Source organism: Streptomyces viridosporus T7A (genome assembly GCF_008704515.1).
In the GTDB taxonomy this organism is placed as follows: Bacteria; Actinomycetota; Actinomycetes; order Streptomycetales; family Streptomycetaceae; genus Streptomyces; species Streptomyces viridosporus.
Map to the genome: position 1 here is coordinate 5,234,972 of NZ_CP023700.1, position 16,846 is coordinate 5,251,817.

Genomic DNA, 16,846 nt, shown 5'->3' on the forward strand with positions numbered 1-16,846 from the left:
CGTGCCCACGGCACGCCCTGCCCGGCGTCCCGCCCCGGTCCACGGCGCCCTACGCCGTGGACCCGACGGCGACCCCCATCACCTCCCGGGCCTGGCGGCCCGGGACCATGCCCAGGCGCCAGGCCTGCCAGCCCGCCTCCAGGCTGACGCCCCGCTCCAGCAGCAGCTGGTAGGCCTCCACGCAGTCGTCCAGCTTCCCGTCGCGGGAGGCGTGGGCGGCCCGGCCCAGCCGGGACAGCTCCTCCTGGGCCACCGCCGTGCCGACCTCCGTGCCGCCCGGGGCCGCGTACGGCAGGAGGGTGCAGCGCAGGAAACGGGCCCAGTCCTCGCCGCGGCGGTCGCCGTAGGACGTGAACAGGGTCACCGCCTCGTCGCACAGGGCCAGCGCCTGCTGGGTGCGGGCGTTGCCCGCGTCGACCACGGCCAGCTCCAGGCAGGTCCACGCCTCGCCGTGCGCCACACCGATGCGCTGGAAGTCGGCGCGGGCGTCGACCAGCAGCTGACGGGCGAAGCCCGAGTTGCGCAGCGAACCGGTCCGGGCCGCCCGCTGGTCGCGGGTCACCCGCGCCGAGTGGTGCCGGGCGCAGGCCAGACCGTAGACGTCCCGCATCCGGGAGAACATCGTGCGGGCGCGTTCCAGCTCGCGCACCGACCGGTCCAGGTCCCCGGTCTCCTCCAGCGCCTGGCCCAGGTAGTACAGCGTCCAGGCCTCGCCCCGCGCGTCCTCGTTGTCCCGGTGCCGGGCGGCGGCCCGCCGCAGGTCCTCCACCGCCTCGGAGGCGTCGCCGTCCACCAGCCGGGCCCGGGCGAGCTGGGTCAGCGCCCAGGCCTCGCCGCGGCCGTCACGGGTGCGGCCGTACAGCTCGAGGGCCGCGCGCAGCTCGCCCTCGGCGCGCGGCACGTCACCGGTGCGCAGAAAGAGCTGGCCGAGCTGGTAGTGCGCCCAGGCCTGGCCGTGCACGGATTCGCCAGCCCGGTGCAGCACCAGGGACTCGGTCAGCAGGTCCAGCGCTTCGGACAGCCGGGCCCGGTCCCGCTCGACCGCCGCCAGCGCGTGCATCGTCCAGGCGCGGTCCGTGGCCAGCTCGGGAACGGACTGCAGGTCGAGGGCCTCGCGCAGCTTCGCCGCCGCCTCGGTCAGGTTGCCCTGGTGGTGCAGGGTGATGCCGAGCGAGGTCAGCGCACGGGCCGCACCCGCCTCGTGGTGCGCCTCCCGGTACAGGTCCACCACCGACGCCAGGGTCGTGCGCGCCTTGTCCAGCTCGCCCAGCTGACGTGCCGCGATGCCGGTGCGCCACTGCACCGAGCGCACCAGCAGGCCCTCGTCCACCGCCTGCGCCAGCTCACTGATCTCACCGAGGCGGTACAGGTCGCCGCGCAGCAGGCAGTAGTCGCACAGCGCGCCCAGGAGGTTCAGCACCGCCGCCCGGTCCACGCCCTCCGCGTGCCGCAGCGCCGCCGTGATGAAGCTCGACTCGTCGTCCAGCCAGCGCAGCGCCTCGTCCAGCGAGGTGAAGCCGTACGGGCCGAAGCGGTCCGAGCGGGTCGACATGGGGCCGTCGACCAGCCGCAGCACCGAGTCGGCCAGCTCGGCGTAGTTCACGATCAGCCGCTCCTGCGCCGCCGTGCGCTCGGCCGGGTCCTCCTCGTCGAGCAGCCGGGCCAGCGCGAAGGCGCGCACCAGGTCGTGCAGCCGGTAGCGGCTGTGCCGCACCCGGTCGAGCAGGCCCGCGCGGGACAGCGCCTCCAGGTGCCGGACCGCCTCCGCCTCGTCGGTGGCGAGCAGGGCCGCCGCCGCGGCGGCACCCAGCGAGACCCGGCCGGCCAGCGCCAGCCGGCGCAGCAGCCGCCGTTCCGTCTCCGACTGGTCGGTGTAGCGCAGCCACAGGGCGCGCTCCACCGGTTCGACCGGACCGTACGCGCCCAGGTCCGTGGCCAGCGCGCGCGGGGACCGCGGCCCCAGGGACGAACCGGCGAGCCGCAGCGCCAGCGGCAGGCCCCCGCACAGCTCCCGCACCCGCTCGGCGGACTCGGCGTCGTACGGCCCGGAGGAGTCCCGGGCGGCGGCCGCCAGCAGTTCCTCCGCGCCCGCCGCGTCCAGCGGCTCCACCGGTAACTGGTACACCCGGGCCGGAAGGTCGTCGGGCAGGCCGAGGGGCGCGCGGGAGGTGACCAGGACCAGGCTGTCGGACCGCTCGGGGACCAGCGTGCGGACCTGCTGCGGATCGGAGGCGTCGTCGAGGACGACGGTGACCGGCAGGCCCGTCAGATGCTGGTGGTACAGCTCGCTCAGCCGTCTGACCTGCTGGTCGGGGGAGGACCGCTCACGGAACAGCAGCTGTTCGCGGGGCGCCCCGAGCCGGTTCAGCAGGTGCAGCAGCGCGTCCCGGGTGGACAGCGGCGGCTCACCGGAGCCCTCGCCGCGCAGATCGACGACGCAGGCGCCGCGGAAGTGGTCCTTCAGCTCGTGCGCGGCACGTACCGCGAGCGTCGTGCGGCCGCTGCCGGATGCCCCGTGCAGCACCACCACCGTCGGCCGCGTCTCCGTGCTCGCGCGGGCCGCTTGCACCCACTGCCGGATCCGCGCCATCTCCTGCCGCCGGCCCGCGAACGGGCCCAGCGGCTCCGGCAGCTGCCCGAACGACTGCTCCAGCACGCTTCGCCCGCGGGCCGCCGCGCTCTTGTCCGCGCCGCGCAGCCGCGGCCCCGCCTCCTTCCGGCCCGTGGACGCGGCCAGCATCCGCTGCTGGTCCAGGAACGGGCGTATCCCCCGCACCTCCAGCGCCGTCAGCCACTGCAGCCGCAACTGCTCCGGCCCGCCCGGCTGGTGCGCCGCGCCGGCCCGGCGGTGGGCGGCGGGCACGTGCGAGCCGGCCACCTTCACCACGGTCGCCGCCGCCCCGACCGCCCCGGCGGCCACCCCCGCGCCCAGTGCCGTCCCGGCACCCGTCCCCAGGGCCATGTCGGCGACCACGGCCGCGACCCCGGCCACCCCGGCCACCAGCAGCGGCGTCCCGGCGCCCTCGCGGGCGTAGCGCTGGCGGAAGGTGAGCCGGCCGGCCTCCGCCTCGTCCAGGGCGCGGGTGTACGCCGCGTACTCCTCGGCCGCCGTGCGCGCCATCGCGTCCAGCGCCCCGCGCGCCCGCGTCAGCAGCACCTTCCCGTCCGCGCGCCCGCCCGTACGGCGCACCTCCTCCTCCACGGCCCGCGCCAACAACCGCTCGGCGTCCGCCCGATGACCGTCCCGCATGCCACGTCCCCCTCCGGCGGCGACTTCGTCGCCTACGAGTGTGCTGCGGACGGGGCGCCGGCGCGAGAGGGCGGCGATCACGGGACGAAGGCCGGTGACGTACGGACCGGCCGCTCGCCCCCACGGGAGCCGGAGGGGGACCGGGGAGGACCGGGGAGGACCGGAGGGAGACCCGAGGGAGACCAGAGGAGGAGGGCCGCGCGTGGCGGCCGGGTCGTCCCGTGGTGATTCCCGGTGGGTCGGGCAGGATGGGGGTATGGCGAACCGACTGGCCAACGAAACGTCCCCGTACCTGCTCCAGCACGCCGACAACCCCGTCGACTGGTGGCCGTGGTCGGACGGGGCCTTCGCGGAGGCACGCGAGCGGAACGTGCCCGTCCTGCTGAGCGTCGGCTACTCGAGCTGCCACTGGTGCCACGTCATGGCGCACGAGTCCTTCGAGGACCGGACGACCGCCGACTACCTGAACGGGCACTTCGTGAGCGTCAAGGTGGACCGCGAGGAGCGCCCCGACGTGGACGCCGTCTACATGGAGGCCGTGCAGGCGGCGACCGGGCACGGCGGGTGGCCCATGACCGTGTTCCTCACGCCGGACGCCGAGCCGTTCTACTTCGGCACCTACTTCCCGCCCGAGCCCCGGCACGGCATGCCGTCCTTCCTGCAGGTGCTCCAGGGGATCCACCAGGCGTGGGAGGAGCGCCGGGACGAGGTCACCGACGTGGCCGGGAAGATCACGCGGGACCTGGCCGGCCGGGAGATCTCCTACGGGGACGCGAAGGTCCCGGGCGAGCAGGAGCTGGCGCAGGCGCTGCTCGGGCTGACCAGGGAGTACGACCCGCAGCGCGGCGGATTCGGCGGGGCGCCGAAGTTCCCGCCGTCCATGGTGCTCGAGTTCCTGCTGCGGCACCACGCCCGCACCGGCGCCGAGGGCGCGCTGCAGATGGCGCAGGACACCTGCGAGCGGATGGCGCGCGGGGGGATCTACGACCAGCTCGGCGGCGGCTTCGCGCGGTACTCGGTCGACCGGGACTGGGTGGTGCCGCACTTCGAGAAGATGCTCTACGACAACGCGCTGCTGTGCCGGGTCTACGCCCACCTGTGGCGCGCCACCGGCTCCGAGCTCGCGCGCCGGGTGGCGCTGGAGACCGCCGACTTCATGGTCCGCGAACTGCGCACGCCCGAGGGCGGCTTCGCCTCCGCGCTGGACGCCGACAGCGACGACGGGACGGGCCGGCACGTCGAGGGCGCGTACTACGTGTGGACCCCCGCGCAGCTGCGCGAGGTGCTCGGGGAGGAGGACGCCGACCTCGCCGCACGGTACTTCGGGGTGACCGAGGAGGGCACCTTCGAGGAGGGCGCCTCGGTACTGCAACTGCCGCAGCGGGACGAGGTGTTCGACGCCGCACGGATCGACGGCGTCAGGGAGCGGCTGCTCGCGGCGCGGGCCGCCCGACCCGCGCCCGGCCGGGACGACAAGGTCGTCGCCGCCTGGAACGGACTGGCCGTCGCCGCGCTGGCCGAGACCGGGGCCTACTTCGACCGGCCGGACCTGGTCGAGGCCGCCGTCGCCGCCGGTGACCTGCTGGTGCGGCTGCACTTCGACGAGCACGCCCGGATCGCCCGCACCAGCAAGGACGGCCACGTCGGCGCCAACGCCGGAGTGCTGGAGGACTACGCCGACGTCGCCGAGGGCTTCCTGGCGCTGGCGTCGGTGACCGGGGAGGGGGTGTGGCTGGAGTTCGCGGGGCTGCTGCTCGATCATGTGCTCGCCCGTTTCACCGACCCCGATTCGGGCGCCCTGTACGACACCGCGGCCGACGCCGAGCGGCTCATCCGGCGTCCGCAGGACCCGACCGACAACGCCGTCCCGTCCGGCTGGAGCGCCGCCGCGGGCGCCCTGCTGAGCTATGCCGCCCACACCGGCTCCGAGCCCCACCGCACCGCCGCCGAGCGGGCGCTGGGCGCGGTGAAGGCGCTCGGGCCGCGGGTCCCGCGGTTCATCGGGTGGGGGCTCGCGGTCGCCGAGGCGGTGCTGGACGGGCCGCGGGAGATCGCGGTGGTCGGCCCGGCGCCGGACGATCCGGCCACCAGGACCCTGCACCGCACGGCCCTGCTGGGCACGGCCCCGGGGGCGGTGGTCGCCGTCGGGACCCCGGGCAGCGACGAGTTCCCGCTGCTCGCCGACCGGCCGCTCGTCCGGGACGAACCGGCCGCGTACGTCTGCCGTGACTTCACCTGCGACGCGCCGACGACCGATCCGGACCGGCTGCGCGCGGCACTGGGCGGCTGAGAAGGCGGGCGCCGCCCGGCGTCCCGGCCGCCGCGCCACCCGCGGGCCCGCGCCGACCGGCGCCGCCCTTCCCGACCGGCGCCTTCCCGACCGGTCCGCGACGGCCGGTCCGCGACGGCCGGACGGCAACCGCGACGGCGGCGCCTGCGGCGACGGGGACGCCGGGCACCGCCGGGACGACGCCGGCCGGGGCGCTCAGTCCTCCTGGGCGCTGCGGCTCAGGGCGCGTTCCACGATCGCCTCGAGCTGTTCGTGGTGCGCGCCCTTCCAGTAGGCGCGCTCGCACTCGGTGCACTGCGCGAACACGTCGTACGTGCGGTGGGTGCCGCCCTTCAACTGGTCGGCGACCTCCTCCTTGGAGGCCTTGCGCAGCAGGCCGTTGCAGGCGGTGCAGCGGGTCCAGGGCCGCAGCTCGGGCCGGAACCGGTCCAGCACGTACTGGAGTTGCTCGTCGGGACGGGTGCTGTAGACGAACGCGCCGGCCCACAGCTCGCGGCGGCGCAGCAGTCCGCGGTCGCGGCTGAGCATGACCCGCTTCTCGGCCGCCGACCGGGCGGCCAGCGCCGGGTCGCCGATGTCCGTCGCCTCGTACGCGGTGTCCACGCCCAGCAGCCGCAGCCGGCGGGCGAGGGTGCCCAGGTGCACGTCGAGCAGGAAGCGCAGCGGCGCCCCCGGCACCCGCTGGGGGCGGTCGACGGTGCGCACGGTCACCGCCTCGCCGGCGGCCGGGACGTGCGACACCGGCACCTCGTGGCCGTCCACGAGCAGCGCGCCGACCTCGGTCAGCGGGACACCGAGGGACTCGATGACGTGACCGAGGCTGGAGACGCCGTCGGTGGCGGTCTTCGTGGCGCCCGTGGGCCGTGCCTGGGGGACGAAGAGAAGCAGCTCGGGGGCGAACTCGACGTGGATCTGGGGACCGTTCACCCGGTCAAGGATGGCATGGGGCCGCGCACCCGGCCCGTGCTGTACGGTGCCGGCGCCCGCGACCCCGGGAGAGCGCCCGCGGCCTCAGCGGCGGGGCAGGTCCTTGAAGGTGGACAGGGTGCGGTCGATCAGCGTCGGCAGGTCCTCCCGGCAGTCGTCCTCGGCCCAGTAGACCATCGTCTCCAGCAGGGCGCCCATCAACCCCATGGCGTAGACCCGCACCTCGAGGTCGTCCTCGTGGCGCCCGGTGCGCTCGGCGAGGGCCCGGCACAGCAGGCGGCCCGTGACGGACATGCTCTCCATCAGCCGCGAGCGCACCTGGGGCACCTGCACCATCACCCGGGCCCGCAGGATCGTCTCCTCCCGCTCGTGGGCGGGGTTGTCGGTGAGCGCCGTCGTCATCGCCTCGCGGAACGCCCAGCGCAGCGACTCCAGCACCGGTTCGTCGGCCGGGCGCTGCCGCAGCAGCTCCTCCAGGAGGGGGTCGTACTCGTCCGTCAGGACGATGTCCTCCTTGGCGGGGAAGTAGCGGAAGACGGTGCTCGGCGAGACCTCGGCGCGGTCCGCGATCTGCTCGACGGTGGTGGCCTCGTACCCCTGCTCCCTGATCAGCGAGTAGGTGGCCTCCCTGATCGCCCTGCGGGTCTTGAGCTTCTTCCGTTCGCGCAGACCCAGGTGGCGGGCCGCCTCGGGAACAGGGGTTCGTGCCGTGGTCATGCCGTCAATTGTCCGCCATCCCCCTTCGCCCGGGCCATGGCCGGGGAGGATTCCGCTTCCGGTCCGGGGCGGTCCGGGGCGGTGGTGTCCGGTACGTCCGCGGTCCGTCCGGCCGGCGGTGCGGCGGGGCGCGGGTTCGGCAGGAACAGCGCGACCAGGGCCGCGGTCACCAGCGCGGCGATCCCGCAGACCACCAGGACGAGGGCCATCCCGTCCAGGTACGCCGCGTCGGCGGAGCGGGCGAGGGCGGGCAGACCCAGCCGCTCGGCGACGGCGTGCGCCCCGCTCAGCGACTCCCGGGCGGCCTCGGCGGCGGGGGCGGGCAGCCCGGTGGTGTCGAGCCGGGCGGCGTAGGTGTCGGCGACGAGGCTGCCGAGCAGGGCGATGCCGACGGCTCCGCCCACCTGGCGCAACGTCATCAGCAGGGCGGATCCGCTGCCCGCCGCGTCGGCGGGGATGCCGCCGAGCGCCGCGTCCATCGCGGGCACCATCGCCAGGCCGAAGCCCAGCCCCGCGACGGTCAGCCACACGGCGGTGAACCCGTAGCCGCTGCCCGGGTCGGTCCGGGCGCCGAGCAGCGCGGCGAAGCACAGCACGACCAGCCCCGCGCCGACCACCGGCCGGGGCCCGAGCCGCCGCACCAGCGGTGTGCTCACCCGCGCGGAGACCAGCAGACCGCCCATCAGCGGCAGCAGCCGCAGCCCGGTGCCGAAGGCGTCGCTGCCGCCGATCTCCTGCAGGTACGTCGGCAGCACGAACAGCAGCCCGGCGAGGACGAAGGTGCCGAGGGCCGCGGCCAGGACGTTGAACAGGAAGACCCGCCGCCCGAGCAGCGCGAGGTCGAGCATGGGCCGAGCGGCGCGCCGCTCCCGCGCCACGAGGCCGGTCAGCAGCAGCGCGGACAGCGCGAACGAGCCGAGCACCCAGGGGCCGGTCCAGCCGCGTGTCGGCCCCTCGATGATGCCGAAGACCAGCGCGCCGAGCCCGAGCGCGCTGAGCGCCGTGGACAGCGCGTCGACCCTGGGGGAGGAGGGGTCGCGGGATTCGGGGAGCAGGAACAGGCAGGCGGCGATGCCGGCGGCGGCCATCGGCAGGTTGATCAGGAAGATCGAGCCCCACCAGTAGTGGTCGAGCAGCAGCCCGCCGACCAGCGGCCCGAGCGGCATCCCCGCGGCCATGGAGGCGGTGACGGCGGCGACCGCCTTGCCGCGCTCCTCCTCGCCGAACATCGACGGCAGCACGGACAGCCCGAGCGGAATCACCAGCGCGGCCCCGAGCCCCATCGCCGAGCGGGCCGCGACGACGAGCCCGGGCGCGTCGGTCAGGGCCCCGGCCAGGGACCCGGCGAGGAACACGCAGAGCCCCACGACGAGCATGCGGCGCCGGCCGAAGCGGTCGCCGAGCAGACCGGCGGGCAGCATCAGCGCCGCGAACACCACGATGTACGAGTCCACGATCCACTGGAGCTCACCGGTGCTCGCCCCCAGCTGCGCGGCCATGGTCGGCAGTGCCACGTTGAGGATCGTCAGGTCGAAGCCGAGTGTGAGCATGCTCGCGACCAGGGCCCCGAGGGCCCACCAGCGGCGAGGGTCGGTATGTGCGTCGTTCTGTTGAATGACAGCGGCCATGAAATGAAAGTAGCTCTCAAAAGCTGGTCCATGTCAATCATCGGGGCCGTGCGGGGCCGTGCGTGTCGCGGACCGATGGCCGTGCACCCGGCGGTCGCGGACCGATGGCCGTGCACCCGGCGGTCGCGGACCGGTGGCCGTGCACCCGGCGGTCGCGGACCGGTGGCCGCGCCCCGGCGGTCGCGGACCGGTGACCGCGCCCCGGTGACCGCGCCCCGGGCACGAAAAAGGCCGCGGCGTCGATGCCGCGGCCCGGATCCGAGGGGTGGGTGTCTACGGGTGCTGGTACGCCACCAGGGAGATGCCGACGTAGTGCGCGATGAAGGCGGCCAGGGTGAAGGAGTGGAAGACCTCGTGGAAGCCGAACCAGCGCGGTGAGGGATTGGGCTTCTTGATGCCGTAGACGACCCCGCCCGCGCTGTAGAGCACGCCGCCCACGACCACCAGGACGAGCACGGCGATGCCGCCGGTGCGCAGGAAGTCCGGGAGGAAGAAGACGGCCGCCCAGCCCATCGCGATGTAGCAGGGCGTGTAGAGCCAGCGCGGGGCGCCGACCCAGAAGACCCGGAAGACGATCCCGGCCGCGGCCGCGGCCCAGATGCCCCAGAGCAGCCACCGCCCTTTGGAGTCCGGCAGCAGCAGGATGGTCAGCGGGGTGTAGGTGCCCGCGATGATCAGGAAGATGTTGGCGTGGTCGAGCCGGCGCAGCACCCCGTCCATGCGGGGGCTCCAGTCGCCCCGGTGGTACAGCGCACTCACGCCGAACAGCAGGCAGGCGGTCAGGGCGTAGACCGCACAGGCGAGGCGGCCCCGGGGGGAGTCGGCGAAGGCGGTCAGCACCAGTCCCGCCACCAGGGCGGCGGGGAACATGCCGAGGTGCAGCCAGCCGCGGAGCTTGGGTTTGACCGGATGGGGCAGGGCGGTCACCACCGGACCGCGGCCTTCGGCCGGCGGGTCCGTGGGCGCGTCGGGGGTGAACGCAGTCATGGCCGCATCGTATCTACGGAGCCGTAAGTTGCGGGTCGGGGTGATGCGTTGGGGGGACGAAGTGGTCATCGTCTCACGGCCGCTCCACGGAATCGTCACGCAAAGAAACGTTCAGATCCACCCAACGTGCAGGTAAAGCGGCGGAAGAAACCGTGGTCAGCGTCACGTTGCTCACTTGTGCGCTCCTCTGGACAGATGGGCGTCGACATCGGATGATCAAATGAGTGCGGTCGGCACCGGATGAGCGCCGAAGGTTCCACCGTGAAGCATCCGGGTCGCAGCCCCCACGGGGCCTCCCAACAAAAAACCCTCACTTAGGAGCAATCGTGGCGCGCGACATCGCGGCTCCCAGCGTCCCCACCACCCACCAGGGACTGATTTCCTGGGTCAACGAGATCGCAGACCTGACGCAGCCGGACAACGTGGTCTGGTGCGACGGCTCAGAGGCCGAGTACGAGCGCCTGTGCGAGGAACTCGTCGCCAAGGGCACCTTCCGCAAGCTCGACCCGGTCAAGCGCCCCCACTCCTACTACGCGGCCTCCGACCCGACCGACGTCGCCCGCGTCGAGGACCGGACCTTCATCTGCTCCGAGAAGGAGGAGGACGCCGGTCCCACCAACCACTGGAAGGCCCCCGCCGAGATGCGGGAGATCTTCACCGGTGACAAGGGCCTGTTCCGCGGCTCCATGCGCGGCCGCACCATGTACGTCGTGCCCTTCTGCATGGGCCCCCTCGGCTCGCCGCTGTCCGCCCTCGGCGTCGAGATCACCGACTCCGCGTACGTCGCCGTCTCCATGCGCACCATGACCCGCATGGGACAGCCGGTCCTCGACGAGCTCGGCTCCGACGGCTTCTTCGTCAAGGCCGTGCACTCCCTCGGCGCCCCGCTGGAGCCCGGCCAGGAGGACGTCCCCTGGCCCTGCAACAGCACCAAGTACATCTCGCACTTCCCCGAGGACCGCGAGATCTGGTCCTACGGCTCCGGCTACGGCGGCAACGCCCTGCTCGGCAAGAAGTGCTACGCCCTGCGCATCGCGTCCGTCATGGCCCGCGACGAGGGCTGGCTCGCCGAGCACATGCTGATCCTCAAGCTCACCCCGCCGCGCGGCGAGTCCAAGTACGTCGCCGCCGCGTTCCCGAGCGCCTGCGGCAAGACCAACCTCGCCATGCTGGAGCCGACCATCCCCGGCTGGACGGTCGAGACCATCGGTGACGACATCGCCTGGATGCGCTTCGGCGAGGACGGCCGCCTCTACGCGATCAACCCCGAGGCCGGCTTCTTCGGCGTCGCGCCCGGCACCGGCGAGCACACCAACGCCAACGCCATGAAGACCCTGTGGGGCAACTCCGTCTTCACCAACGTCGCCCTCACCGACGACGGCGACGTGTGGTGGGAGGGCATGACCGAGGAGCCCCCGGCCCACCTCACCGACTGGAAGGGCAACGACTGGACGCCCGCCTCGGAGACCCCGGCCGCGCACCCCAACGCCCGCTTCACCGTCCCGGCCTCGCAGTGCCCGATCATCGCGCCCGAGTGGGAGGACCCCAAGGGCGTGCCGATCTCCGCGATCCTCTTCGGTGGGCGCCGCGCCAGCGCCGTACCGCTGGTGACGGAGTCCTTCGACTGGAACCACGGTGTCTTCCTCGGCGCCAACGTGGCCTCCGAGAAGACCGCCGCCGCCGAGGGCAAGGTCGGCGAGCTGCGCCGCGACCCGTTCGCCATGCTGCCGTTCTGCGGCTACAACATGGGCGACTACATGGCGCACTGGGTCGACGTGGCCAAGGACAAGGACCAGTCCAAGCTGCCGAAGATCTACTACGTCAACTGGTTCCGCAAGAACGACGACGGCAAGTTCGTCTGGCCCGGCTTCGGCGAGAACAGCCGCGTCCTGAAGTGGATCGTGGAGCGCCTGGAGGGCGAGGCGGAAGGCGTCGAGACCCCGATCGGCGTCCTGCCGACCAAGGAGGCGCTGGACACCGAGGGCCTCGACCTGTCCGACGCCGACCTGGACTTCCTGCTCACCGTCGACAAGGACGTGTGGCGCGAGGAGGCCGCGCTGGTCCCCGACCACCTCAACACCTTCGGCGACCACACGCCCAAGGAGCTGTGGGACCAGTACCACGCGCTGGTGAAGCGCCTGGGCTGAACGCCCGTACAGACTCCGCGGCCGGTTCGAGGATGCCCTGACCAGCGATCGTCACAGCCGGCCGCGGAACACACCGGCGGGGCCCCGCACAACGGCGTGCGGGGTACCGGGCCTGCCACCGCCCTCCGTCCGCCCCGACGGGGGAACGCGGTGGCAGGCCCGGACCGCCTTCCTTCTCCGGTCCGGGCCGCCGTACGGACCGCGCGGGCGCGCCGACCGGCCGCCCGTTCAGGGCTCCAGGCCGCGCACGTGGACGGTCAGCCCCTCCGGACTGCTCAACCGCACCACGGGCCGACCGCCCTCCTCGGAGCGGAGCACGGCCCCCGGGCCGAGACCGCCTGCGCGTGCGACGACGCCGTCCGGGTCGTCGACGCCGACGGCGAGTTCCCACCGCGGGGCGGAAGCAGCGGGCCCGGGTGCGGTGACGAAGTCGGCGCGGGCCGGACGGACGTCCAGCGCCTTCCGGTAGAAGTCCCGGGCCCGTTCCGGCCGGTCGCAGGCCAGGACCATGCGCTGCGGGACGCCCGCGGAGCGGGGCGGGAACCCCCACCCGGTGAACCGGCGCGGCTGCCACAGGGAGAAGGCGGCGCCCACCGGATCGACCAGCGTCGCCGTACGGCCCTGATCGCCCGCGTCGAAGGGGGCGACGACCAGGCGCGCACCGTCCGCCGTCGCCGCTTCGACGCGGCGGTCGACGTCGTCGACCGCCAGGTAGTAGGCGATGTGGGCGGGGGTCCCCGGCGGATAGACCGGATGCGCGAGATCACTCACGCCGCCGACCCGGTGACCGCCGGCGGATATCTTCGTGGCCCGGCGCCAGTCCTCCTCGTCCACCGCGAAGCGCCAGCCCAGGGCCTTCGAGAAGAAGGCGGCGGTGCCGGGCAGATCGCGGGTCTTGACGTCCATCCAGCAGAACTCGCCGACTCCACCCGGAGGGGCGCTCATCCTGTGCTCCTTGTCGTCGCCGTCCGGATGCCGGACACCGGGCGCCCGGAAGACCGCGCAAGCGGATTTCAGGGGCGACCGCATCATGCGATCCCGTTGCGGAGGTCGGGGCGTCGGCCATCCACACCTCAGCGGCAAACCGCAGATTCCTCCACTGCCCGGGTGTATTCAGTGATCAGCTCCCGCATCGCTGCCGAATCGTCCACGCCGTCGGCGTAGACCTGGGCAGTGGTGAACAGGATGTGGCCGGGACGCTCTGAGTCGGCGCAATGGGCTCTCTGCACACCCCCCGTGCCGGTGAGCAGGGAGTCGCTGTCATCCGTCAACTCGGCGGACTTCACCTGCGGAACCCCCTTGGCCACGTCGACGACGGTGTCACCCTCCTCCCACCATTCCTGGCTCACCCTGAATGCTAATTTTTTGTCGATGTTGACTTGGCAGCGCTTCAGGCCGGGTACCGGGTTCTTTTCCTGGACGTTGATGCTTTTCCCTGATGGAAGTAGTTCAGCAATGATGCTTGGGTCCAAGGGGGTGCCGCAGAGTGATTCCGGAACATCATATTTCTTTTCCTTGTCGGATCCGGAGCATCCAGTGAGCGCGCCGACTGCTGCGAGCGCCAGCATGGATGCCGTGAGTCGTCGAGTGAACAATTGAAAGCAATTCCTTCGCTTGGAGCCCAGTAAGGATGGAGGAATGAGTAAGCTTTCAGGTGTCGTTGATCAGATGTCTGTCACGAGCTCTGGTGCGACGCGTTCCATGTAGTCACCGGCAGACAGGAAACCCTTACGGGACTCTTCCTGAGCCCAGCTGGCGACATCATCCGGGTTGGCGTGGTTATGTGCTCTGGCAGCTTCCGAAGCCGCCTGACGGGTGTACTTCATGTTATTTTCCTGGCCGTTCTCCCAGTTCTCGCCCATCGTGGGTCCGGCATTGCCCTGGGCGTCACCTTCCAGATCCTTGAAAAATTGTTCCATGACTACGCTGGTGACGGTTCCGGTGGTGCCTCCGACCACTGCTCCGGCCACCGGCGAGGCAATGAACGATGTACCAATACCGACACCGAGGCCGATGGTCCCTGAAACGGTATTTTTCCACTGAGTCATTGAGTGGCCGTACTGTTCATCCAACTCGACACCTCTGGCCGCCACCGCTTCGTTTCTTCCCATCGCCAACGTTCCGGAGACTTCCCCTGAATTCCATGCAATGGAGCGGACGGTGAGTTCCTTGTCGTGATGGGGGTGCTGACGTTCCGGCAAACCTGGATTCAGGTGATAATCCATCAAGTTGGTCATATAGTTCTTCTGGCCTACTTCAACCGCAGCATAACCTTCCGGGTTCTGGGCAACAGCAAAGAGGAATCGAGAGGCGTCCCGGTGGTTCATCTCTGCGGCAGAACCAGCGATTGGGTAAAGATTTTTGGTCTGTTCCCATGCCCGTTGGGCGTCCAGATTGCCTTCATCAGGGTGCGGGTCCACGCCAGTTGCTGCACGATTGATGTCAGGGAGATACTCGGAAGCAATCTGGCCGATGCTGTCGGACATGTAACTGCTTTTGGTAAGTCGCTCTGGGTCCTCCGAGATGGAGGCGACGATGCTTTCGAAGAGCTTTGTCTGCCCCGCATTGTGTGCGGGTGTGTCCGGCGTGGGCAGCTCACCCGCCGGATGCCCTGTCGTCGCGGCTTCCAGGGCCAGTGCCAGATTGTTCTGACCCGTATGCAGGTCCTCCCCCTTGGAGTCCGACTCCTGGGGCCAGTCCCGCTCCTCGAACAGGTACTGGAAGTTGGACAGCGAGACTTTTCCTTTCCTGCCGTTGCCGTCAGTGTCCCGTTCGAAGGGGTTGTCCGGGTCGTCCTTCGAGATGAACCGCTGGTTGAAGAAGTCGGTCGCCGCGTCCGGGCTGTTGGACAGTCCTTTCAGGTATCCCGTCAGCGGGTCGGTCCCACTGTCCTCCCCGATCCGGTTGAGCCACGGAGTCGCGGGACCTTGGCGCCAGGCGAAGTTCGGGTGCTCGCCGTTGCCGGTGAGCTTGCGTTCGGTGGCCATGAGCTTCGTGCCGTAGTCCTTGAGGAAGCGGTCGTCGTAGTCGCCGGTCCGCATGAGGTTGCTCATGACCTGGAAACCCATCGGGCCGCCCTGGTTGCCGTAAACCGGCTTGTCGCCGATGTCGATCATCGTGCGTTTCCAGTCGGCCATGGCCGCCGAATCGCTCTGCGTGGCGTTCGCCAAGGTCAGCCCCAGACTCCGCTGCAGGTCGTCGAACTGGTCCAGACGGTCACGTCCCAGTTCCCAGTTGCCTCTGTTCGGGTCGCTGATCCCGGCCCAGAACTCCAACGTCTTCTTGGGCCCGAGCGTCGTGGCGAACCGCTCGGCGAACAGCTCGTCACCGGCGTACTTCTTGAGCCCGGCGTTGATCCTGTCGAAGTCCTTGACCGTCAGGTCGTCGGGATCCTTCTTGGCGAGTGCGGCCAACTGGTCGGCCCGCCTGAGTGCTTCGGCGGCGGAGTCCCGGTCCGCATAACTCGCGTCGGAGAAGCCCAGCTCGCTCTGGTCGGCGAGGGCCTGCAGAACGGTCCTGGCCGAGTTGTCGCTCTCGGTGGCCTTGTCGAGGATCCCCTGGATCTCGTCGCGAAGGGCCGTAATGTCGCCCTCGTTGTCCTGGTCCATCGTGCCCCGCGCTTCGGGGGGAGCGTTCGTGGTGACCGTGAAGCCGCCTTCGTGGCCGATGACCGTGAGGTTCTTCTTCCGGCCGACCTCGATGGCGTCCACGAGCTGCCGGCGGTAGCGCTTCAGCTCACCCACCGTGTCACTGAGGATCTGGTAGGTGCTCTTCGCCTGGGTGTGGGCGTCCGCGAACTCACCGGCCGTCTTTCCGATGAACTCCTTGGACACCTTGGCGTTCACGCCGGCCCAGTCGGCCTTGTTGGCCCCCTTGTGCAGGTTGTCCTCGGCGTCCTTCTTCAGTTCCTCAAGGCTCTTGACGAGTGTCGACCAGTCCGTGACGGCCTCGTCGAGCAGCGAGAAGTCGGCGTCGCGGAGGGTGTCGAGTTCCATGGGCGTACATCCTGGGAGTGAAGAGAGGGGCGAACGGGACGGGCGGCACAGCAGCGGCGGGCGCGGAAGGCGACGGAACGACGCCCTCGGTGCTCCGCCGTTCCGCTACTCCTCTTTCTTCTTGCTCGGCTCCCCGTAGATGCTGTTCTTCCGGCCCGGCGCTCCGACCCGCTCGTCGAACCCGGCGTCCAGGACGGCGATGCTGCTCATCTGACGCTGGATGTAGTCCTCGTCGTCGCCGTGCAGCTTCTTGGTCACCCGCATGTGGTTCGAGATGTGGGCGCACGCGTCCATCAGGGACGCGAGCTGTTCCTCCCAGCGGTTCGACACGTGCTTGAGCCCCGCACCGAGCGCGAAGCCCTGCTTCGACAGGTCGGCGGCGGCCGAGTCGCTGCTGGGTACGGAGACCCGGGCCTTGTCCCACAATTGGTTGTAGAGCTCGAAAGCAGCTTTGCCGATCTTGGTGAGCCCGCCGTTGGAGACCTTCAGGTCGCCGTACGAGCCCGGCCTGCCGGGACCGCCGAAACCGCCGCCCCCGTCCGCCTGGTTCACCTGCATGCGCGTGGAGTTCTGCTGCCGTTGTAACGCATCGGCTTTGAGTTGCTCCCACTCGTCCCATGCCATGGGCGGTTACCTTCCCCGTGTACAAGACGGTCAGCGGCATCGCCGGCCGGACGGAGTCCAGCGGTGCCCGGACTCCGGCACAAGTTAGCAATTTCGTCCGGGGAGACCGAGGCGCTTTCATACCAACGGGTCAGTCGTTGGCTTGAAGTTTCCGGGGCGGATCCGCGAGGTCCGGTCAAGACGACGGGCGCACGCACTTCGGTACCGACAACGAGCCCGTCTGCACGGTGCGATGAGGAAACCAGCCGGGTGTCGGCCGAGAAGCCCCTTACCGAACTCCC

11 protein-coding genes are annotated in these 16,846 nt (G+C 71.1%); 2 read left to right on the top strand and 9 right to left on the bottom strand.

All coding sequences use genetic code 11. The features are described 5' to 3' along the window. Window positions 1–49: 49 nt before the first annotated feature. Window positions 50–3,250, bottom strand: coding sequence for a tetratricopeptide repeat protein (locus CP969_RS24380; RefSeq protein WP_016824847.1), 3,201 nt, complete (start codon window positions 3,248–3,250; stop codon window positions 50–52). Between the two features lie 256 nt (window positions 3,251–3,506). Between CP969_RS24380 and CP969_RS24385 the strand changes: the two genes are divergently transcribed. Further along, the gene (locus CP969_RS24385; protein ID WP_016824846.1) at window positions 3,507–5,540 is read left to right on the top strand and encodes a thioredoxin domain-containing protein; all 2,034 of its coding nucleotides are present in this window, start codon (window positions 3,507–3,509) and stop codon (window positions 5,538–5,540) included. 195 nt (window positions 5,541–5,735) lie between these two features. On the opposite strand, the gene CP969_RS24390 is transcribed toward CP969_RS24385, so the two are convergent. The 4 genes from CP969_RS24390 to trhA all read right to left on the bottom strand — a co-directional run bounded on the left by CP969_RS24390 (window position 5,736) and on the right by trhA (window position 9,799). Beyond that, window positions 5,736–6,467 carry a Mut7-C RNAse domain-containing protein gene (locus CP969_RS24390; RefSeq protein WP_004984052.1) on the bottom strand — a complete coding sequence of 244 codons (732 nt, stop codon included), beginning with the start codon at window positions 6,465–6,467 and terminating at the stop codon, window positions 5,736–5,738. Between the two features lie 84 nt (window positions 6,468–6,551). Then, on the bottom strand, window positions 6,552–7,184 hold the full coding sequence (locus CP969_RS24395; RefSeq protein WP_016824845.1) for a TetR/AcrR family transcriptional regulator: 633 nt from the start codon (window positions 7,182–7,184) through the stop codon (window positions 6,552–6,554). Continuing rightward, on the bottom strand, window positions 7,181–8,812 hold the full coding sequence (locus CP969_RS24400; protein ID WP_026084918.1) for a DHA2 family efflux MFS transporter permease subunit: 1,632 nt from the start codon (window positions 8,810–8,812) through the stop codon (window positions 7,181–7,183). Before CP969_RS24400 ends, CP969_RS24395 begins: the two co-directional genes overlap by 4 nt. Window positions 8,813–9,085: 273 nt before the next feature. Then, window positions 9,086–9,799 carry a PAQR family membrane homeostasis protein TrhA gene (gene trhA, locus CP969_RS24405; protein ID WP_004984040.1) on the bottom strand — a complete coding sequence of 238 codons (714 nt, stop codon included), beginning with the start codon at window positions 9,797–9,799 and terminating at the stop codon, window positions 9,086–9,088. Window positions 9,800–10,125: 326 nt separating this feature from the next. Here trhA and CP969_RS24410 point away from each other — a divergent pair, with 326 nt between their 5' ends. After that, window positions 10,126–11,946 (top strand): phosphoenolpyruvate carboxykinase (GTP), encoded by a 1,821-nt coding sequence (locus CP969_RS24410; RefSeq protein ID WP_004984039.1) that lies wholly within the window; start codon window positions 10,126–10,128, stop codon window positions 11,944–11,946. Window positions 11,947–12,174: 228 nt separating this feature from the next. Here the strand turns inward: CP969_RS24410 and CP969_RS24415 are convergent, their stop codons facing one another. The 4 genes from CP969_RS24415 to CP969_RS24430 form a co-directional block, all read right to left on the bottom strand. Beyond that, window positions 12,175–12,891: a VOC family protein gene (locus tag CP969_RS24415; protein WP_016824842.1), complete on the bottom strand. Its 717-nt coding sequence runs from the start codon at window positions 12,889–12,891 to the stop codon at window positions 12,175–12,177. A 128-nt stretch (window positions 12,892–13,019) separates the two neighbouring features. After that, complete coding sequence (locus CP969_RS24420; RefSeq protein WP_144055252.1) at window positions 13,020–13,514, bottom strand: hypothetical protein; 495 nt, start codon at window positions 13,512–13,514, stop codon at window positions 13,020–13,022. A 96-nt stretch (window positions 13,515–13,610) separates the two neighbouring features. Next, on the bottom strand, window positions 13,611–15,941 hold the full coding sequence (locus CP969_RS24425) for a hypothetical protein (protein ID WP_016824840.1): 2,331 nt from the start codon (window positions 15,939–15,941) through the stop codon (window positions 13,611–13,613). Between the two features lie 105 nt (window positions 15,942–16,046). Continuing rightward, complete coding sequence (locus tag CP969_RS24430; protein ID WP_026084917.1) at window positions 16,047–16,565, bottom strand: hypothetical protein; 519 nt, start codon at window positions 16,563–16,565, stop codon at window positions 16,047–16,049. Window positions 16,566–16,846: the final 281 nt, after the last annotated feature.